Consider the following 18,318-nt stretch of genomic DNA (forward strand, 5'->3'; position numbering starts at 1 on the left):
GTCAGTTGTAGGTCGCGTACAGCTCGACGACGAGGGTCTGGCCGTCGGGCCCTTCGACCACGCCCACGCCCGCGGTGTTGAACGCGGGGTTGAGCAAATTCTCGCGGTGGTCGTGCGAGCGCATCCACTCCTCGACGATCGCGTCGAGCCGGTCGCCGCTCACGGTCGACGCGCCGATGTTCTCGGCCAGCAGGCGGAAGCCGGTGATGCCGGCGCCAGTCACCCGGTTCAGGGCGTTGTGACCCTCCGGACTCTCGTGCGCGAAGTAGCCGCGGCGCGCCATGTCCTCGGCGTGCGCGCGCGCCACCTGCGCGAGCTCCTGCGAGCCGCGCAGGGGGATCAGGTGATGCTCCGCTCGCACGCGGTTCACGCGCGCGAACAGCTCCGCCTCCGGGCCCGCCAGCGCCTCGAGCGGGGCGGTCCCGAGCCAGACCGCGGTCGTGAACGCCGCGGCGAATCCGAACAGGCCGCGCCAGCTGGTCACTTCGCGGGGCCCTCGTTCTCCCACTTCTCGAAGGCCTCGGCCGAGCTGGCCTCGCGGCTCACGAGCTTGCCGTTCTGGTAGTGAGACACCACGTCGGGCGTGCCGTCGAAGTCGAGGTCTTCACGTTTCTCGACCAGCTGGCCGTCGCGGTAGAGCGACACGACGTCGGGCCGGCCGTCGCCGTTCCGGTCCTCCTCTTCGCGCTCGATCTTGCCGTGCGAGTAGATCGTGACCTCGTCGCGGAAGCCGTCGCCGTTCTTGTCGATCTCGGTGCGCAGCAGCTCGTCGCCGTTGTAGAAGCTCCAGGTGTCGGCCTGGCCATCGCCGTTGGAGTCGGTGCGGCGCCGCACGAGCTTGCCGTCCTCGTACACGCTCGTGGTCTCCATCACACCGTCGCCGTTCAGGTCCTCGTCGGCCGATACCAGCCGGCCCTTCGCGTCGTAGTGGCGGATGCGGTCGACGCGGCCGTCGAAGTCGTCGTCGAGCGCGTCGGTCACCGGGCGGCCGTTGGCGGTGTAGATCCACTCGTCGGGCCGCCCGTCGCCGTTGCGGTCGAGTGTGTCCGGCGCGCCGAGGCCGGGCTGGTTCGGCAGGAGCGGCCGGTTCGCGGGGGCGGTATCCGGCGTCGTCGAAGGCGAGGGCGCGGGGCTGGTGCTCGGGTTGCGCTTGCCCAGTGACCGCTCGAGCGCCGCCAGCTCGTCGCCGATCACCGGGTGCGAGGCGCCGGGCGCAGCAGACACTGCCGGCGTCGCGCTCTGGGCGCGCTGCTCGAGCTCCTTGCGCAGCGCCTCGTTCTCGCGCACGAGCCGGTCGCGCTCGACGTCGTCGGCGGTGTGCACGGTGCGCGCCGCGGCCTGCGGCTTGGGCTCCATCTGCTCCTTCTTGGCCTCGTCGGCTTTCTCGCCGAGTGTCTGGCCGAGGAAGAAGAACGGGTACCCGAACAGCGGCCCGATCGGCAGGAACTCCTTCTTCTCCTGGGTCGACGACGCCTCCTCGGTGGTCTGCCCGATCAGCGTCAGGTTCGAGCCGCCGGGCGCGCCCGCGGTCGAGCCCGAGCTCGAGCCCGAGGCGGAGCCGCCGGCCGGCACGCCAGTCCCGGAGGAGCTGCTGGAGCCCGAGCTCGTACCGGGCGCCGAAGCGCTGCTCGACGAGGTCGAGCCGGCGGGGCCGATCGCCGAGCCGGGCATCGCCGGCGCGGACTCACCCGGGTACATCACGGTGGCACCCATGCCGGTGATGATCTCGGGCCGCTGCTCCTGGGCACCGTTGCGATACCCGATGCCGCAGCCGCACAGGACGAGGGAGACGAGCACGAGGAATGGGAGTCTCTGCACCATGGTTCGGACCTTCCGCTGCAAGTTCAGCGCCTCGCGGTCCGGATCACGAGATTTCAGTGAGGTGCGCGGCGAGCTGCCGGCCGGCTGCCGACGCGCTGCGCAAGCGCTGTGAAAAGTCTTGCTCACCCGGTGGAAACGCACGTCCCACGACCGCGGTAGGGGGCCGTACACGCAGGGATTTTACTACGTGTGCGCGCCGAGCGCGGTGCGCCGCGGCGCGTCAGGTCTGCGCGGGCGCCTTAAACCGGGACACGGCAGCGACGAATCGCTGCCGTGTCGAGCAAGCATCCCTCGGGTGCATCACGTCCAAGGGCGCCCATCCCAGGGCCTTTGGTTGCTTCTCTTGGAGGGAATGCAGCCAAAGTAAACGACCGCCGCATACGCTGCAACTCGTCTGTGAAGGTGCGCAGTTCTCATGCGTTTTCGCGAAGCCTGCGCTCCAGCCACGCGAGCAGGTCGCGGCTGACCTCGTCGCGATTTTTCTCGTTCAACATCTCGTGCCGGCCCTCCGGCCAGATGCGCACGTCGACGTGCTCGAGACCGGCGGCGCGCAGCTCGGCGGCGAGCTTCTCGACACCCGCGCGCCCGCCGACGGGATCGAGCTCGCCGGCGACGAGCAGGATCGGGAGCGCGCGCGGAATCTTCGCGAGCACGTCCTTGCGCTGGTAGCGCGCGAGCCCGCGCGCCATGTCGCCGAAGCTGCGCGCGGAGAGCACGAAGCCGCAGCGCGGATCCGCCACGTAGCGGTCCACCTCGTCGGGGTCGCGCGACAGCCAGTCGAAGGGCGTGCGCGCGGGCTCGAAGGCCTGGTTGAAGCGGCCGAACAAGAGCTTCTGGAGCACCGGGCTGCGCGCGCGCTCGCCCAGCCGCAGACACTCCGCGCGCGCCACCGCGCGCAACGCAAAGCCGAGCGGGCCCATGCTCGCCGCCGAGCCCGACAGCACCGCCGCGCGCAGCCCGACGCCGTGGCGAGTCAGGTAGTCGGCCGCGATGAACGATCCCATGCTGTGGCCGAGCAGCGCGTAGGGCAACCCCGAGTGACTCGCCGCGGCGCGCTCGCGCACCGTGTGCACGTCGCCGACCACCTTCTCCCAGCCATCGGCGTCGGCGAAGTGACCCAGCAGCGCTGCGCTCTCGGCGGTCTCTCCATGGCCCCGGCAGTCGGCGGCGTAGACGGCCCAGCCCGCGGCCGTGGCCTCGCGCGCGAAGCGCTCGTAGCGCGCGGCGTGCTCGCCCATGCCGTGCACGATCTGCAGCACCGCGCGCGGCGCGCCGTCGGGCAGGAACGCGCGCACCGACAGCTCGACGCCGTCGGCGGAGCGCAGCCGGAAGGGCGCGGCCCTCAATCTGATGGTCGCATGGGCACCCTACCCATGCTCCGGCATGGTCGCATGGGCACCCTACCCATGCTCCGGTCCGCCTGCCCAGTCACGCGGCTTGAGATACTCGCTGGCCAGCCGCTCCTCGGCGCTACCGCGCTCGGCGTGCCAGTCGTAGCGCCAGGCCGCGAGCGGCGGCATCGATGCGAGCACCGACTCGATGCGCCGGCCCGATTGCATGCCGTACTTCGTGCCGCGATCGTAGACCAGGTTGAACTCCACGTAGCGGCCGCGCCGGTACAGCTGGAAGCCGCGCTCGCGCTCGCCGTACGGGGTGGCCTTGCGGCGCTCGACGATCGGGAGATAGGCGCGCAGGTAGTGATCGCCCACGCTGCGCACCAGCGCGAAGGCCTGCTCGAAGCCCCCTTCGGCGAAGTCGTCGAAGAACAGGCCGCCGATGCCGCGCGCCTCGCCTCGGTGGGGCAGGAAGAAGTACTCGTCGCACGCCTTCTTGAAGCGCGCGTACAGCCCGGCGCCGAAGGGCGCGCAGGCGGCGCGCGCCTCGCGGTGCCAGTGCACGCAGTCCTCGTCGAACGGATAGTACGGAGTGAGATCGAAGCCACCGCCGAACCACCAGGCGGGCGGGTCGCTCTCGGCGCGGAAGAAGCGCAGGTTCGCGTGCGAGGTCGGCACGTAGGGATTGCGCGGGTGCACGATCAACGAGAGAGACACTGCCTCGAAGCGTTTGCCCGCGAGCTCGGGCCGGCGCGCCGTCGCAGCGGGCGGAAGCGCGGGCCCGCGCGCGTGCGAGAACAGCACCGCAGCGCGCTCGAGCAACGCGCCGTCGGAGAGCACCATCGGCCGTGACTCGACGCCCTCGCCGGCGTCGCCTGCGGGGCGCGTGAAGCGCGTGCTGCCGTCCGCGCCTTCGAGCCCGGCGCAGATGCGCTCCTGCAGGCCCGCGAGATACGCGTGCACGCTGGCGCTGTCGGGCTCCCCCACGCGGCCTCCCTTCTCTTGCACCAGAGGATGAACCAGAATCGCCCCGATGCCCAAGCCGCTGCGGGTCGCCTCGCGCTTCTGCGGCCCCCCGGGGATCGCGAACGGCGGCTACCTCGCGGGGCTGCTTGCGCGCGACCTGCCGGGCGCCGTCGAGGTGCGCCTGCGCGCGCCCGCGCCGCTCGACCAGCCGCTCGAGCTGCACAGCCACCCGGACGGATCACGCACGCTGGAGCACCAGGGGACCGAGCTCGCCCGCGCCGTGCCCTCGGCGCTCGAGCTCGAGCCGCGCCCGGCGCCGGACCCCGCCGACACCCTGGCCCGCGCCGGGAGCTGTCGCGCCATGCGCACGCACCCGTTCCCCGGCTGCTACGTGTGCGGGCCGGCACGCGAGGACGGCCTGCGCGTGTTTCCGGGCATGGTGGCGGGCAGCGACGCCGTGGCGGCCGTCTGGACGCCGGGCGCCGAGCTGTGCGACGCGACCGGCCGGGTCGCCCCGGAGTTCCTGTGGGCCGTGCTCGACTGCCCCTCGGCCTTTCCGCTGCTCGAGTCCGAGGCCGCGCGCGCGCTCGAGCCCATGGTGCTCTCGAAGCTGTGCGTCGCGCTCGAGGGCGAGCTGCGCGCGGGCGAGGCCGCGCTCGTGGTCGCGTGGCCCATCGCGCAGGATGGCCCGCGCGGCAGCGCCGGCGCGGCGATCTTCGGCGCGAACGGCCGGATCGTCGGCCGCGCGCGCGCGACCTGGGTCTCGCTCGCGAAGCGGGCGCTAGACCGCGACCCGCCAGCCCTCGTCGAGGAGCTGCTGCCGCGTCGCGCGCAGTGACAGCGGGCGCACGTCGCCGCGCTCGCCGTTCAGCCGGGTGAGCAGCTGGCGCGCGAGTAACTCGGCCTCGGCCCGGTCGTGGACCAGCGGCGTGAAGAAGGCGTAGGCGCTGTGCTGGCCGATCACCGTGGCGTCTTCGGCGTGCGCCTGGTCGGTGTAAGTCCGCGTAGTGGGGTCGAAGGCGAAGTACACGCGCACCTCGTTGTAGGCCTTCGAGGCGCCCAGGCCCGTGCCGTACTCGGCATCGATCGCGGCGGGGCGGCCGCAGGCGGGGCAGACGAAATCGAGACAGATGGGAACCAGCGGCACGAGTTTCTCGCGCTCGCGGCAGTCGCGGCTGCGGCAATGTGCGGCTCCGCGGCGAATCCGGACCATGTTGACGAGCCCTCCGTGAGGATGCGATCGGCCTCTCCAAGTTCCGTGCCACGCAGCCCGCGCGCGGAACTCGTGGAGCGCGGCCCGCATGGGTGGTTTCTCCCTTGGAGCTCCTCAAAAGTGGAAGCGCTCCACCCAGTCCGCCCCAAGACTCGACGCGTGCCGTAGACTGAGTGACGCTGGACCGGGAACGGCGGGGAGCACCGAAACCGAATGCCGACGCTTCGACTGGCGATTGCCGGCGTGGGGAACTGCGCCAGCTCGCTCCTTCAGGGACTCGAGTACTACCGGACGCAAGATCTCGCGCGCGCCAGCGGCCTCCTGCACGCGCAGATCGGCGGCTATCGGCTCGAGGACATCCGGGTCGTGGCGGCGTTCGACGTCGACGCGCGCAAGGTCGGGCGGCCGCTCGAAGAGGCCGCTTTCGCGCCCCCGAACTGCACCAAGACCTTCGCGGAGAAGCTGCCGGCTTCCGGAGTGACCGTGCAGATGGGTCCGGTCCTGGACGGGATCGCGGAGCACATGGCGCGCCATCCCGCGGACCGCGCCTTCCGGGCCGCGCAGGCCCCGCCGGTCGACGTGGCCCAGGCGCTGCGCGAGAGCGGCGCCGAGGTGCTGGTCTGCTACCTGCCGGTCGGCTCCGAACGCGCCGTACGGCACTACGCCGAGGCGTGTCTCGCCGCGCGCGTGGCGTTCGTGAACTGCGTGCCCGTGTTCATCGCGTCGGACCCGGCCTGGGCCGAGCGCTTCCGCGCCGCGCGCATTCCGATCGTCGGCGACGACATCAAGAGCCAGGTCGGCGCCACGATCGTGCACCGCACGCTGGCGCGGCTCCTGGCCGACCGCGGAGTCACTCTCGACGCGACCTACCAGCTGAATACCGGCGGAAACACCGACTTCCTGAACATGCTCGAGCAGGAGAGACTCGCCAACAAGCGGCTCTCGAAGACCGAGTCCGTGCAGTCACAGCTCGACGAGCGGCTCGCGGCCGAGAACATCCACATCGGTCCGTCGGACTACGTCGCCTGGCAGAAGGACAACAAGGTCGCGTTCGTGCGCATGGAGTGGCGCGGGTTCGGCGACGTGCCGATGAATCTCGAGCTGCGGCTCTCGGTCGAGGACTCGCCCAACAGCGCGGGCGTGGCGATCGACGCGATCCGCTGCGCCAAGCTCGCGCTCGACCGCGGTCTGGCCGGGCCGCTCGAGGCGGCGTCGGCGTTCTGCATGAAGCGGCCGCCGAAGCAGATGCGCGACGTCGACGCGACGCGCGCGCTCGACTCCTGGATCAGCGCTTAGCCGCAGCCAGGTGCAACGGCTCGCGCAGCGCCTTGTGGAACTTCTGCGACTTCGGGCCGACCGGGTCGGGGTTCTTGGCCGTGAGCAGGCGCTGCGCCTCGGCGCGGTCGGCGTCGGAGAACGCGCGCGTGGTGGTGCAGAACTCGACCAGCGTGCCGTTGGGGTCCGTGGTGTAGATCGACGTGCACCAGTGGTGGTCGATCTCCATCACGTCGTAGCCGGCGTCGAGCCAGCGCTGCTTGCGTGACTCGATCTCGGCCAGGTCGCGCGCCGTGAAGGCGATGTGATTGACCCAGATCGGCAGCCCGAAGCCCTCCGAGAGCGCGGTCGGGAAATCGCTGCCGATCTTCTCGTCGTGCAGCTCCCAGAACGCGATCATGCCGTCGGAGCCCGTGTCGTAGAAGAGGTGCTTCGCCCAGCCGTCGGGCGTCGAGCCCACCTCGACCTTCACCAGCTCGAAGCCCATGACTCGTGCGTAGAAGACGTCGTTCGCGAGCGCGTCCTTGGTCGCCACTGCCAGGTGATGGAAGCCCATGCTCACTCCCTCGGTTTGTCGATCTCGATCTTCAGGTTGCGTTCGAGCTCCGGGTCGGAGCTCGGCCCCGGCGCGAGCCGCTTCACCACGTCGGCCGGGGTGAGGAAATCGATGCCGTCCTGCGCTTCGTGCAGCTCGAGCGGCACGGGCTCGGGCCGGTAGCCCTCGCGCTTCAGGTACACCATGTGGGCCGCGTCGCGACTCACCTCGAGCTGCATCGGCGTCTGGCCGACGAGGTGCCCGTCGAGATAGATCTGCGCGCCGGGCGGATCGGTCTCGACGCCCACGTACTGGTAGTGCGCGCAGGCCAGGCCCAGGCATGCCGCGGCCAGGGCCGCCAGGAGTCCACTCTTCACGGCGTCCGAGTTTACAGCTCCCGGGGGAGCGGGCTAAGGTGCGCGTCCCTTGGCGTTGATCGACACCACGCAGATGCGGCAGGGCACGTTCGTCGTGATCGGGCAGGACCCGCACGTGATCGTCTCGTACCAGCACGTGAAGCCGGGCAAGGGCGGCGCGTTCGTGCGCATGCGGCTCAAGAGCCTGACCAGCGGAGCCGTGCTCGACAAGACGATCAAGAGCGGCGAGACCCTGCCCGCGGCCGAGATCGCCAAGCGCCAGATGCAGTTCCTGTACGAGGCGGGCGAGAACATCGTGCTCATGGACCAGGAGAGCTACGAGCAGCTCGAGATCCCGCGCGCGAACATCGAGAACGCCGACCTGATGGCCGAGAACTGCACGGTCGAGGTGCTCCTGCACGAGGGCCGGCCGATCGCGGTCGAGCTGCCCAACTTCGTGATCGTGGAGGTGGCCGAGACCGACCCGGCGACCAGCGGCGGCAAGCTCAAGGCCGCGAAGCTCGCGACCGGCGCGGTGATCCAGGTGCCGAGCTTCATCGCGCGCGGCGAGAAGCTGCGCATCGACACGCGCGAGCGCGTGTACGTGGAGCGCGCCTAGCCGGCAGTCACTCGAGCTCTCTGATCCGGCTGCCGGCGAGGAAGCCGAGCACCACCAGGAGCGTGGCCGCGCCCGACAGCGTGCAGGCGGTGAGCGGCCCGAACTGACTCACCACCAGCCCCGAGAGCGGCGCGCCCACGACCCCGGACGCACCCATGCTCGACAGGCTGAAGACCGAGAGCACGCGCCCGCGGTGCGAGGCCGGCGCCTTCTCCTGGAACAGCGTGCGGCTCGCGTTCATGAACACCGCCGCGCCGACGCCGAACACGAACACGGCCGCGAGCGCGCCCCGGAAGGGCAGCCCGAGCCCGAGCGCCCCCATGCACAGGCCGCCGGCGGCCAGCGCCGCGAGCTGCGCGCGCCCCTTCCGGCGCAACCCGCGGCGCGCGATCAGCCACAGCGTGCAGGCGATGATGCCCAGCGGAAAGCAGCCCAAGAGCAGCGACAGGTCGGTCGTGTCTCCCCCGTAGTAGTCGCGCACCAGGAGCGGAAACACGACCAGGAGCGGCCCGACGAACAGCACGCCGATCGCGATCGAGAGCAGCGCGATCGGACGCAGGATGGGCGAGCGCAGCACCTCGACCACGCCCTCGGAGAGCTCGTGCAGGGAGAGCGTGCGCGGCGGCGAGTGACCGTGCGCCAGGGGCGGCAGGCGCCAGACCGCGACGGCCCCGGCCAGCACGATCGCGGCCTGCGCGCCGATCAGGGCGGCAAGGCCCGCGCGCTCGCCGATGCGCGCGGCGAAGGAGCCGATCGCCTGCATGCCCCATTGCGTCACCGTGAGCAGACTCACCGAGCGCATCAGGTCGCCGAAGGCGAGCTCCGAGAGCAGTGAGTCGCGTGCGGGCATCAGGAAGGCCGAGAGCACGCCCAGGGCCGCCACGTAGGCGACCACGAGCGCGAGCGAGAGAGCGCCGGCGGCCACGCGCGCCGCGAGCGCGGCGGTGAGCGCGGCGCTCGCGAGATAGAGACCGAGCAGGACGCGCCGCCGGTCCGCGCGGTCCGCGACCACGCCCCCCAGCAGGATCAGGAGCAGCGTCGGGACCTGTCCCGCGGTCTGCGCCGTGGCGAGTGACCCGGCGCCGCCGCGCAGCTCTTGAGTCACCAGGGCGGGCACGATCACCTGGTTGAGGCCGATCGACAGGAACCACGCGCCGACCGCGACCACGTACCAGGTCCAGGCCCGGACCGCGGCCGGCTCGCTCGCGACGCGCGTCTCCACGGCCGGATATTGGCACAGCGCGCGGGCTCGACAGCGCGGGGCCCAGGCGCGAGGTTCAAGCGCGTGATTCCCGACGTGTCCGATCTCGACGAGGCGTACGGCCGCACCACCGCGCGCTTCTACGACGCCGCTTACCAGCACAGCCCGCAGATCGGCCGGGACATCGACTTCTACCGCGCGCTCGCCCGCGAGTGCGCGGGGCCGGTGCTCGAGCTCGGCTGCGGCACCGGGCGCGTGCTGCTGCGCATGGCCGAGGACGGCTTCCCTTGCACGGGGCTCGACGCCTCGCGCCACATGCTCGACGCGCTGCGTGCCAAGTCGCGCTTCCCGAACCTGCGGCTGGTGCACGCGCCCATGCAGCGCTTCGACCTGGCTCACGACCGCTTCACGCTGATCTACTCGGCGTTCCGCGCCTTCCAGCACCTGTACACGGTCGAGGACCAGCTGCAGTGTCTCGCCTGCGTGCGCCGGCACCTCGCGCCAGGCGGCGCGCTCGCTTTCGACGTGTTCGCGCCGCGCCTGGCGCGGATGGCGGCGCCGGACCCCGCGGAGCAGCTCGAAATGCGCTTCGAGCTCGACGGCGAGTCGATCGAGCGCTGGGCGCGCGCCGTCCCGGACCCGGTCACGCAGCTCCTCCAGGTGCACTTCCGCTACGAGCGCAGCCGCGCCGGCGAGCGCGTGGGCAGCGAAGAGGCGCACTTCCACATGCGCTGGTTCTGGCGCTACGAGCTCGAGCACCTGCTGGCGCGCGCGGGCTTCGGCCAAGTGACCATCTACGGTGACTTCGACCGGCGCGAGGTCGGGCCGGAGACACCGGCCTTCGTGATCGTCGCCCGGGTCTGATTCCCGGCTAGCGCACTCTGACGATGATCGCGCCGCAGATGGCGCGGCCTTCGATCCGCACCAGCGGCGCGTCCTCGGGGTCCACGGGCTCGGGGGCCGGCCGCCGGCGCTGCTCTCCGTCGGGGTCGAGCGCGCGGCGGATCTGCTTGGCGATGAAGCGGCCCATCTTGCCGCCGGCGTCGCGCTGCTCGACGGCGCCCAGGATGGCCGAGGCCGCGAGCTCGACCTCGAGCTTGGGCGGCACGATGATCTCGACCGAGCCGCAGAACGCCAGACACTCGATGGTCGTCACTCCGGGCGCGAGCAGGGCGTGGCGCAGGTCGAGCGTCACGTTGCCGAAGAGGGCGCGGGCGCGCACCTCCTCGGCCGGCAGCCACTCGCCGCGGCGCATGGTCGCGGAGAACAGCGCGGAGATCGTCTCGGGCCGCAGCGGATCGTCGAGCTCGTGGTGCCGGGACCGTTCCTGCATGGCGCCCAAGGATGGCACGAAACCCTTGGGTTTTCATCGCGCATCGCGCAGAATGCGCGCCCATGCGACTCACCCGGGCAGTCACGATCGGGCTTGCCGTCTTCGGTCTGCTGGCCGGCGCGGCTCGTGCAGGCGCGCCGAGCGGCAGCTACACGCTGCGCCCGCCCGACGACGCGGAGCTGATCGACGATCCCGACTTCCACGCCTGCACGGTCTTCATCTCACCCAACATCGTCGCGTGCTTCAAGGGTCATCTCGTGGAGGACGTATTCGGCAGCGTCAGCGCTTCCGACGGCGAGGCGTGGGTCCAGTACCAGCATCTGGGCCCGCCGTTCTACGCGACCTTCCCCGTGACTCTGAGCGGCAAGATGGGCGGGACCTTCGCTCACCCGCAGCTCAAGCTTCCGATCCGGGGCTCGGGCACGTTGCAGCTCGGCGACGACGTCGGCACGGGCAAGGGCTCGGTGACCCTCAAGTGCTCGCGCACCCCGCAGGCCGGGCTCTGGGGCTGCCGGCCCACCTCGATGCCGTTCTGCGTCGATGTCCCCGGAGTGGGAAAGGGCTGCGGCGTGCACAAGAAGATCGCGGGAGCCGCGATCCGGGTGAAGGTGAGCGCCTGGACCTTCAGCTTCGAGCTGGCCACGGACGCCTCGAACGCGGTGACCGGCACGGCCACGCTCGACCTCGATACCGGTGAGCACGTCGACCTCGTGGCCAGCGGAAAATACAACCCGCGCAGCCAAAGCTCGAGCCTGCGCTTCGTGAGCACGCCCGTGGCGGGCATCACGTTCGCGATCACGAAGCTCGCGGACACGGGGCCCGGGTCGATCCCGACCGGACTGCTCGACTACAAGCTCACGGGCGAGGCGCACGGCCGCATCGACTTCTCGAAGGTGCTCGTCTTTCACTAGGCTAAGATGGCCGGCCCGGACGCCTGCCGGGAGATCGGAGACACATGCGGCCCCGCCTCGCGTCCCTCGTCCTGGCTGTCTCGCTCGTCTTCGCGCCCCTCGCGCGCGCGCAGCAGCCCGAGACCGAGGAGCAGAAGACCATCTACGCGCTCGGGCTCGCCGTCGCGCGCAACCTGAAGAGCTTCGATCTCTCGCCGGACGAGGTGAAGATGATGGAGGCGGGACTCACTGCGGGACTCACCGGGGCGAAGCCGGCAGTCGACTTCGCGACTTACGAGCCCAAGCTCGACCCGCTGGCGCAAGCCCGCAACGGGGTGCGGACCAAGCGCGAGAAGGACGCCTCCGCGGCGTTCCTCAAGAAGGCGGCCGCGGAGTCGGGCGCGAAGGCGCGGCCGAGCGGCGTCGTCTACCGCGAGCTCAAGGCCGGCAGCGGGGAGCACCCGACCGTGAACGACAAGGTCCGCGTGCAGTACACGGGCAAGCTGCGCGACGGCAGCGTGTTCGACAGCTCGGTCGAGCGCGGCCAGGCCGCCGAGTTCCCGCTGAACCGGATGATTCCGTGCTGGCAGGAGGCGCTGCCGCTCATGCGCGCGGGCGGGAAGGCCGAGATCACCTGTCCCTCCGACTCCGCCTACGGCGACAAGGGCATGCCGCCGGGCACGGGCGACCGCATCCCGCCCGGCGCGGCGCTGTCGTTCGAGATCGAGCTGCTCGCCGTCCAGAAGGGCGGAGCCACCAAGGAGTCACTCCCGCCGCAGATGCCGCCGGACTAGTTGGCGGGCGGGAGTCTCTCTGGGCCGCGGTGGCGCAGGCCTTGGGCGCCCACGATCACGCCGGCCAGCACGAACATGAAGTCGGTCAGCTTGCTCCAGTGGGTGAAGTGCGCACCCATGGCGATGCCGATGCCCAGGCCGATCAAATGCCACCCCCGTCCCAGGCGCCGGGCGCGCGCCCGACCGAGTGAGAGACCCACCAGCACGGCTCCTGCCGTCGGCAGCACGCCCGCGCTTTCGAAGCCGTACTCCCTGCTCGCGATCAGGAACCCTCCGATCACGAGGGGAGTGAGGATGTCGGGCCTCACGAGCCCCGCCAGCAGGCCGCGCGTCGGGGGCAGGTCCGCAGCGCGCGCAGTGGACTGGGACCGGCCGCGCTGGGCCAGCCGGCGCTCACGCTGCTCCCGCCGGCTGGGCGGGCGCACGCCGGCCGGAGCCTGCGAGGGCACGAGCGACGAGGGCACCAGCGAGTACACGCGCACCGGGTGCTCGATGTTCTTCAGAGAGCGGAAGCCCTCGTCGCGGAACTGCGCCGGGATCTTGTTGCGCACCTGCTGGTAGACCGCCTCCGATACCAGGATGTGTCCCGGCTGGGCGAGTGACTCGAGCCGCGCCGCGATGTTCACGCCGTCGCCGTAGACCTTGTACTCCTCGACGATCACGTCGCCGACGTGCACGCCGATCCGGGTGTCGATGCGGCGCTCCGGCGGCTGCGACTCGTTGGCGGCGGTCTGGTCCTCCTGGATCGCCTGCGCGCAGCGCGTCGCGTTCACGACCGAGTCGAACTCGGCGAACACCGAGTCACCCGCGGTGTCGACCACCCGGCCCTCGTGCTGCCGCACGCGTGAGTCGGCGCGCGCGTGGAAGGCGCGGATCTCGCGCGTGGTCCACTCCTCGTCCTGCTCCATGAGCCGGCTGAAGCCGGAGACGTCGACCATCAGGATCGCGGCGAGCTTGCGGCGCGAGCGCGGGGCCTCAGCCTCCACGGCGCGCCCCCGCGCGCTCCAGCTCGCCCATGAGCTCGAAGAGCTGCAGCGGGTTGGCCGCGCCTTGCTGGCCGCCGCTCCACTCGCGGTACAGCGTGTGGACGTTGACCGCGATGCGCTCCGAGTCGCCCCAGGCAGCGAACTCGCCCAGCGGCACCGCGCGCGCGGCCTCGACGGGGGAGAGGCCCGCGTCGAAACACTCGCGCGTGCGCTCGCGGATGTGCACGAGATAGTCGCGCACCGCGAGCGCGCCTTTGGCGTCGGTCAGCGGGCCGTGACCCGGCACGACGACCTCGGGATCGAGCGCCGCGATCCGCTCGCAGGCCGCGACCCAGTTGCCGACCGGGCCCTGCCAGATGATCGGCGTGCCGCCGATGAACAGGATGTCGCCGGTGTAGATCACCCGGTCGGCGGGCACCCAGACCAGGATGTCGCCGCGCGTGTGCGCGGGGCCGACTTCGAACAGCACGACCTCCTTGCCGCCGACCCGCAGCCGCAGCTCGCCGTCGAAGGTCTCGGTGGGCGGCGTGTGGCGGATGCCGTGGAACTCGAAGGGCGCGAAGACGCGCGCGAAATACTCGCCGGCGGCACCCAGCGAGGCCGCGCCGTCGCGGAAGCGCGCCATCGACTCGGGCGGGAGCTCGTCCATCTCTTCGGCGCTCGCGCGCGAGGCCACGATGCGCGCGCCCTCGACCAGCTGGTTGCCGTAGCAGTGGTCGCCGTTGGCGTGCGTGTTGACCAGCGTGCCGATCCGGCGCGCCTCCGGGACCTTCGCGCGCATGGCGTCGAGCATCTCGGCGGTGAGCCGCAGGTCGAACAGCGTGTCGACCAAGAGTGACTGGCCGGAGTCAGTGACCAGGCCGGCGTTGCTCCAGCCCCAGCCGCCGTCCGGCTGCAGCCAGGCGTAGCAGCCGCGGCCCAGGTCGTGAAGCCCCTTGCTGAAGCCCGCCATGGCGCGAAGCGTAACACGCGGGTGACACGAGCCGGCGCCGGCGTGGTAGAAACCGGGCATGCTGCGGGTGCTGACGCTCAACGTCTGGAACGACTCCGGGCCCTTCGAGGCGCGCGCGCTGCGCATCCGCGAATGGATCGCGCGGCTCGCGCCCGACCTGATCGCCTTCCAGGAGGTGCTGCAGTCGCCCGGCCGCGACCTGGCGCACGAGCTGGTGGGCGAGGCGGGCTACGAGCTCGCCTTCGCCCGGGCCGGCAACTTCTGGAAGTCGCCCGAGGTCACGTTCGGCAACGCGATCGCCTCGCGCTGGCCGATCCAGAAGCGCGACGTGCTCCCGCTGCCCGACAAGGGCGACGGGGAGACTCGCTGCGCGCTGCTCACTCACATCGAGTCGCCGCACGGGCCGCTGGTGTTCGCGTGCACGCACTTGAACTGGAAGTTCCACCACGGCGCGGTGCGCGAACGCCAGGTGGTCGCGCTCGCCGACTGGGTGCGGGCGCAGCGCGTGCACCGCGCGTTCCCGGCCATCATCGCCGGTGACTTCAACGCGGAGCCGGACTCCGACGAGATCCGTTACATGACCGGCCGGCACTCGATCGACGGCCGCAGCGTGTACTGGAACGACGCCTGGCTGCTGGAGGGCCGTGACTCGGACGGAGTCACTTGGTCCAACCGCAACGCCTACGCGCGCATGGCGCTGGAGCCGGACCGGCGCATCGACTACGTGTTCGTCGACTACCCGCTGCGCGACGGGCGCGGCAAGGTCGAGGCCTGCCGCGTGGTGTGCAACGACGAGCGCGCGGGGGTCTGGCCCAGCGACCACTTCGGGCTGGTCGCGGACCTGCGCACTGACCCGCTCTAGCAGCGGGTGCGCAAGTGCCCGGAGCGCGGGTAGGGTGCCCGCGCGACCATCGGATTTGCACTAATCTTCGCCCATGAAGTTCCGGCTCTTCGCCCTGCTCGATCCGCCGCTCTCGCAGATCGGCGACAGCAACTCGGCGAAGCTGGCGTGGGTGGTGCGGCTGCGCTGGATCGCGCTGTTCGCCCAGGGACTCTCGATCCTGCCCGCGCTGCAGTTCGACCTGCTCGAGCCCGGGCGCGTGCCGGTGTTTCTCGGCGTGGTGGCGCTGCTCGCAGGGCTGAACGCAGTCACTTGGGCGCGGCTGCGGCGCGGCCCCGAGGTGTCACAGCTCGAGCTCGGCGCGCAGCTGTTCGCCGACATCGCGGCGCTGTCCGCGCTGCTGGGTCTCTCGGGCGGGGCCTGGAACCCGCTCGTGCCGCTGTTGTTCTTCCACGCCGGTCTGGGCGCGCTGTTGCTCGAGGGCCGGGTGTCGCTGGGCTTCTTCTGGAGCCTGGTCGCGTGTCTGGCCTTCGTACAGGCCTTCGGTCACGTGCCGCCGGGCCTGGCCGAGACCCGCGTGTCTCCCGCCGTGCTGTTCCCCGCGCAGTTCCTCGTGGCCGGCGTGTTCTGGCTGTTCACGACCTGGCTGTCACACACGCTGGCGGCGCTGCAGGCGCACGTGCACGCGCGCCGCCAGGAGCAGGGCCGCATCGACCGCCTGCGCGCGGTGGGCGCGCTGGCCGCGGGTCTCTCGCACGAGTTCGCCACGCCGCTCAACACCGCCATGCTGAAGCTCGAGAGACTGGCGCGGAAGCTCGACCTCGCAGCCGATCCGGCGCTGCGCGAGGCCAGCGAGGCGCTGGCCCGCTGCGAGGAGGTGCTGCGCCAGATGGCCGGCTCTCAGCTGCGGCCCGACGCGCTCAGCCTCGAGGTCGAAGACGTGGGCGACCTGGTCGAGAAGGTCTGCAGCGGCCTGCGCGCCGAAGACCCCGCCGTGCCGCTGCGCTTCCAGCGCGAGCGCGGCCCGGCGCACGTGGTGGTGCCGGCCGTGGCCTTCACGCAGGCCGTGCTGAACCTCGTGGACAACGCGCTCGAGGAGAGCAGCGCCGACGCACCGGCCGAGGTCGAGGTGCGGGCGACACCGGAGCGTGTCAGCGTCGAAGTGCGCGATCACGGGCCAGGCTGGCCGGAGCTGGTGCGCGCGCACCTGGGCGAGCCGTTCGTGACCACGCGCCCGGGCGGCGTGGGCCTGGGGCTCTACTTCGCCTACACGCTGGCCGAGACGATCGGCGGCACGCTCGAGCTCGACGCCACGCCCGGCGGCGGCGCCATCGCCCGGCTGGTGCTGCCCGCCGCGCAGGTCGCGGAGGCCCGGCCGTGAGCCAGGGCCAGTCACTCCTGATCGTGGACGACGACGCGCGCTTCGCCGAGACGCTCGCGCTCGAGTTCGCCGAGCGCGGTTGGCGCGTCGAGTGCGTGGCCGACCTCGACGAGCTGCGCGCGCTGCCGCCGTTCGCCTACAAGTTCGCCAGCGTCGACCTGCGCCTGCGCCACCAGAGCGGGCTCGACGCGATCCCGCTCATCCTGGAACGCGCGCCCAAGGCGAAGATCGTGGTGCTGACCGGCTACGGCAGCATCGCCACCGCGGTGCAGGCGGTGAAGCTCGGCGCGTTCAACTATCTCACCAAGCCCGTGCACGTGGAGGACCTCTTGGCCGCGTTCCGCAGCGAGCCGCAGCTCACGCCGGTGACCGGCGACGCGGGGCAGACCCTGGCGCGGCGCGAGCGCGAGTACATCGAGTGGGTGCTCGCGGAGTGCGGCGGCAACATCAGCCGCGCCGCTCGTCAGCTCGGGCTGCACCGCCAGAGCCTGCAGCGCAAGCTGCGCAAGTTCACGCCGCGCGTCTGACTCGCGGCCCGCTCACAGCCCGTCGATCTTCCAGGTGCCGTTCTCGCCCACGATGCGCGCCTTGCGCGACTCCTTCGAGACCGTGCTCCACACGAAGAAGTTGCGCTCCTGACGAGTCACCGTGACTCCGATGTCGATGTGGCCGGTCTCGAAGCCGGCCATGAAGTCGATCGTGACCTGCTGGCGCACGTTCTTCTTCTCGAATTCGCTCTGGTACTTCGCGAGCTGACCCGCGCGAAGCTTCTGCACCGCCGGCAGGGCCGACCAGTTGCGCCCGTTCAGCGCCTGGTTCCAGGCGTGGACCAGCTCCTCGATCGCGCGGCGGTCCTCGGCGTGATCGGCCGCGGGAGGCTGCCGCGTCCCCGGCGCAGGGCTCGCGCCCGGGGCGGTGCCGGCCTGAGCGGGCGCAGACACCGGCGGCAGCGAGGCGGCCGCAGCCGGCGGGGCCGCGACCGCGGCCAGCTTCGAGGCGTCGGCGCGCACGGCGTCGGCGGCGAACAGGCGCGCGCGCTCCGCCTCGGCGCCGGGACAGCCCGCGTCGGACGAGGCGGCGGGCAGCGACTTCGCGCGCTCGGCCAGGTCGGAAGGCGGCGAGGCCAGCGTCCCGACCGCGGAGCGCGCGGCACTGACCTCGCCGTCGGCGAGCTCGCGCAGCCAGCGGTCGAGCAGCGACTGACACGCGCGCGTGTAGCCTTCTGCGGCCCTGCCGAAGCGCTCCGCGGCGCCCGCGTAGTCGGTCGCCGCCAGCGCCTTGTCGGCGTCGTTCTGCTCCTCGAGCGCGTACTCGATGCGCCGCTTGGCGTCGTCGATCGCCGCGGCCCCCGCGTCGCCCGCGCGCGAGCCGAGACCGGCCACGAGCGCCGCGGCCTGGGCGTGCGCCGCCTCGGCGGCCGCGCGCGCGCTGCGCGCGTCGGTGCGCTTCCCGTACGAGCCCAGGCCGATCCAGAAGCCCAGCGCGAGCACCGCCGCGCCCAGTGCGGCGATCGCGGCCACCGCCAGGCCGCGCCGCGCCGGTGACTCGGCCGGCCGCTCCGGGCGCAGCGCCGCGCCGAGCGCCGCCGACATCGCCTCGGCGCTGGGGAAGCGATCCTCGGGGTTCATGCGGCAGGCGCGCCGGACCACCGCGCGCAGCGCCTCGGGCACGGGGTCGGGAAACTCGAAGCCGAACTCCTGCGACGCGCCCTGCAGGCTCCACAGGTGGCGCAGCACGGCCATGCTGTTGGTCGAGTCGGCGCCGAGCGCCGCGTCGTACACGGTCCGCCCGGTGAGCACGCGGTAGAGCGCGAGCCCCAGC

At 71.7% G+C, this 18,318-nt stretch carries 21 protein-coding genes; 9 read left to right on the plus strand and 12 right to left on the minus strand.

The window, feature by feature from the left end:
• Position 1 precedes the first annotated feature (1 nt).
• From VMR86_04380 to hemF, 4 genes are all read right to left on the minus strand, one after another.
• Positions 2-484: a CAP domain-containing protein gene (locus VMR86_04380; protein HTO06274.1), complete on the minus strand. Its 483-nt coding sequence runs from the start codon at positions 482-484 to the stop codon at positions 2-4.
• Positions 481-1,842: a hypothetical protein gene (locus tag VMR86_04385; GenBank protein HTO06275.1), complete on the minus strand. Its 1,362-nt coding sequence runs from the start codon at positions 1,840-1,842 to the stop codon at positions 481-483. Before VMR86_04385 ends, VMR86_04380 begins: the two co-directional genes overlap by 4 nt.
• A gap of 392 nt (positions 1,843-2,234) precedes the next feature.
• A complete protein-coding gene (locus tag VMR86_04390; GenBank protein ID HTO06276.1) occupies positions 2,235-3,167 on the minus strand; it encodes an alpha/beta hydrolase in 933 nt (310 codons plus the stop codon).
• 54 nt (positions 3,168-3,221) lie between these two features.
• Positions 3,222-4,142 carry an oxygen-dependent coproporphyrinogen oxidase gene (gene hemF, locus VMR86_04395; protein HTO06277.1) on the minus strand — a complete coding sequence of 307 codons (921 nt, stop codon included), beginning with the start codon at positions 4,140-4,142 and terminating at the stop codon, positions 3,222-3,224.
• A gap of 46 nt (positions 4,143-4,188) precedes the next feature.
• Here hemF and VMR86_04400 point away from each other — a divergent pair, with 46 nt between their 5' ends.
• Positions 4,189-4,959: a hypothetical protein gene (locus tag VMR86_04400; GenBank protein ID HTO06278.1), complete on the plus strand. Its 771-nt coding sequence runs from the start codon at positions 4,189-4,191 to the stop codon at positions 4,957-4,959.
• Here the strand turns inward: VMR86_04400 and VMR86_04405 are convergent.
• Positions 4,903-5,268: a hypothetical protein gene (locus VMR86_04405; protein HTO06279.1), complete on the minus strand. Its 366-nt coding sequence runs from the start codon at positions 5,266-5,268 to the stop codon at positions 4,903-4,905. The genes VMR86_04400 and VMR86_04405 overlap by 57 nt on opposite strands.
• A gap of 279 nt (positions 5,269-5,547) precedes the next feature.
• Between VMR86_04405 and VMR86_04410 the strand changes: the two genes are divergently transcribed.
• Positions 5,548-6,630, plus strand: coding sequence for an inositol-3-phosphate synthase (locus VMR86_04410; protein ID HTO06280.1), 1,083 nt, complete (start codon positions 5,548-5,550; stop codon positions 6,628-6,630).
• On the opposite strand, the gene VMR86_04415 is transcribed toward VMR86_04410, so the two are convergent.
• Both VMR86_04415 and VMR86_04420 read right to left on the minus strand, forming a co-directional pair.
• Positions 6,620-7,165, minus strand: coding sequence for a VOC family protein (locus VMR86_04415; protein HTO06281.1), 546 nt, complete (start codon positions 7,163-7,165; stop codon positions 6,620-6,622). The two genes, VMR86_04410 and VMR86_04415, sit on opposite strands and share 11 nt — an antisense overlap.
• Positions 7,166-7,167: 2 nt before the next feature.
• Positions 7,168-7,521, minus strand: a complete 354-nt coding sequence (locus VMR86_04420) for a PEGA domain-containing protein (protein HTO06282.1) — start codon at positions 7,519-7,521, stop codon at positions 7,168-7,170.
• 49 nt (positions 7,522-7,570) lie between these two features.
• On the opposite strand from VMR86_04420, the gene efp reads away from it, so the two are divergent.
• Entirely contained in the window at positions 7,571-8,119 is a 549-nt protein-coding gene (gene efp, locus VMR86_04425) for an elongation factor P (protein HTO06283.1), read from the plus strand.
• A 7-nt stretch (positions 8,120-8,126) separates the two neighbouring features.
• Here efp and VMR86_04430 read toward each other — a convergent pair whose 3' ends face one another.
• Positions 8,127-9,341: an MFS transporter gene (locus VMR86_04430; GenBank protein HTO06284.1), complete on the minus strand. Its 1,215-nt coding sequence runs from the start codon at positions 9,339-9,341 to the stop codon at positions 8,127-8,129.
• A gap of 63 nt (positions 9,342-9,404) precedes the next feature.
• Here VMR86_04430 and VMR86_04435 point away from each other — a divergent pair, with 63 nt between their 5' ends.
• Positions 9,405-10,184, plus strand: a complete 780-nt coding sequence (locus VMR86_04435) for a class I SAM-dependent methyltransferase (protein ID HTO06285.1) — start codon at positions 9,405-9,407, stop codon at positions 10,182-10,184.
• A 7-nt stretch (positions 10,185-10,191) separates the two neighbouring features.
• Here the strand turns inward: VMR86_04435 and VMR86_04440 are convergent, their stop codons facing one another.
• Positions 10,192-10,653, minus strand: coding sequence for a LiaF domain-containing protein (locus VMR86_04440; GenBank protein ID HTO06286.1), 462 nt, complete (start codon positions 10,651-10,653; stop codon positions 10,192-10,194).
• 62 nt (positions 10,654-10,715) lie between these two features.
• Here VMR86_04440 and VMR86_04445 point away from each other — a divergent pair, with 62 nt between their 5' ends.
• Both VMR86_04445 and VMR86_04450 read left to right on the plus strand, forming a co-directional pair.
• Positions 10,716-11,564, plus strand: coding sequence for a hypothetical protein (locus VMR86_04445; GenBank protein ID HTO06287.1), 849 nt, complete (start codon positions 10,716-10,718; stop codon positions 11,562-11,564).
• A 44-nt stretch (positions 11,565-11,608) separates the two neighbouring features.
• A complete protein-coding gene (locus VMR86_04450; GenBank protein ID HTO06288.1) occupies positions 11,609-12,337 on the plus strand; it encodes an FKBP-type peptidyl-prolyl cis-trans isomerase in 729 nt (242 codons plus the stop codon).
• Here VMR86_04450 and VMR86_04455 read toward each other — a convergent pair.
• The gene (locus VMR86_04455) at positions 12,334-13,323 is read right to left on the minus strand and encodes an adenylate/guanylate cyclase domain-containing protein (GenBank protein ID HTO06289.1); all 990 of its coding nucleotides are present in this window, start codon (positions 13,321-13,323) and stop codon (positions 12,334-12,336) included. The two genes, VMR86_04450 and VMR86_04455, sit on opposite strands and share 4 nt — an antisense overlap.
• A complete protein-coding gene (locus VMR86_04460) occupies positions 13,313-14,275 on the minus strand; it encodes an MBL fold metallo-hydrolase (GenBank protein ID HTO06290.1) in 963 nt (320 codons plus the stop codon). Before VMR86_04460 ends, VMR86_04455 begins: the two co-directional genes overlap by 11 nt.
• Before the next feature lie 58 nt (positions 14,276-14,333).
• Here VMR86_04460 and VMR86_04465 point away from each other — a divergent pair, with 58 nt between their 5' ends.
• The 3 genes from VMR86_04465 to VMR86_04475 all read left to right on the plus strand — a co-directional run bounded on the left by VMR86_04465 (position 14,334) and on the right by VMR86_04475 (position 17,024).
• Positions 14,334-15,137, plus strand: coding sequence for an endonuclease/exonuclease/phosphatase family protein (locus VMR86_04465; GenBank protein ID HTO06291.1), 804 nt, complete (start codon positions 14,334-14,336; stop codon positions 15,135-15,137).
• A gap of 73 nt (positions 15,138-15,210) precedes the next feature.
• The gene (locus VMR86_04470; protein ID HTO06292.1) at positions 15,211-16,497 is read left to right on the plus strand and encodes an ATP-binding protein; all 1,287 of its coding nucleotides are present in this window, start codon (positions 15,211-15,213) and stop codon (positions 16,495-16,497) included.
• Positions 16,494-17,024, plus strand: a complete 531-nt coding sequence (locus tag VMR86_04475) for a response regulator (protein ID HTO06293.1) — start codon at positions 16,494-16,496, stop codon at positions 17,022-17,024. The genes VMR86_04470 and VMR86_04475 overlap by 4 nt, the downstream gene beginning before the upstream one ends.
• 12 nt (positions 17,025-17,036) lie before the next feature.
• Here VMR86_04475 and VMR86_04480 read toward each other — a convergent pair.
• Positions 17,037-18,318 (minus strand): hypothetical protein (locus VMR86_04480; protein HTO06294.1); only part of this gene is annotated, 1,282 nt, incomplete at its 5' end.

The sequence above is a fragment of the Myxococcota bacterium genome, from assembly GCA_035498015.1.
Classification (GTDB): Bacteria; Myxococcota_A; UBA9160; order SZUA-336; family SZUA-336; genus VGRW01.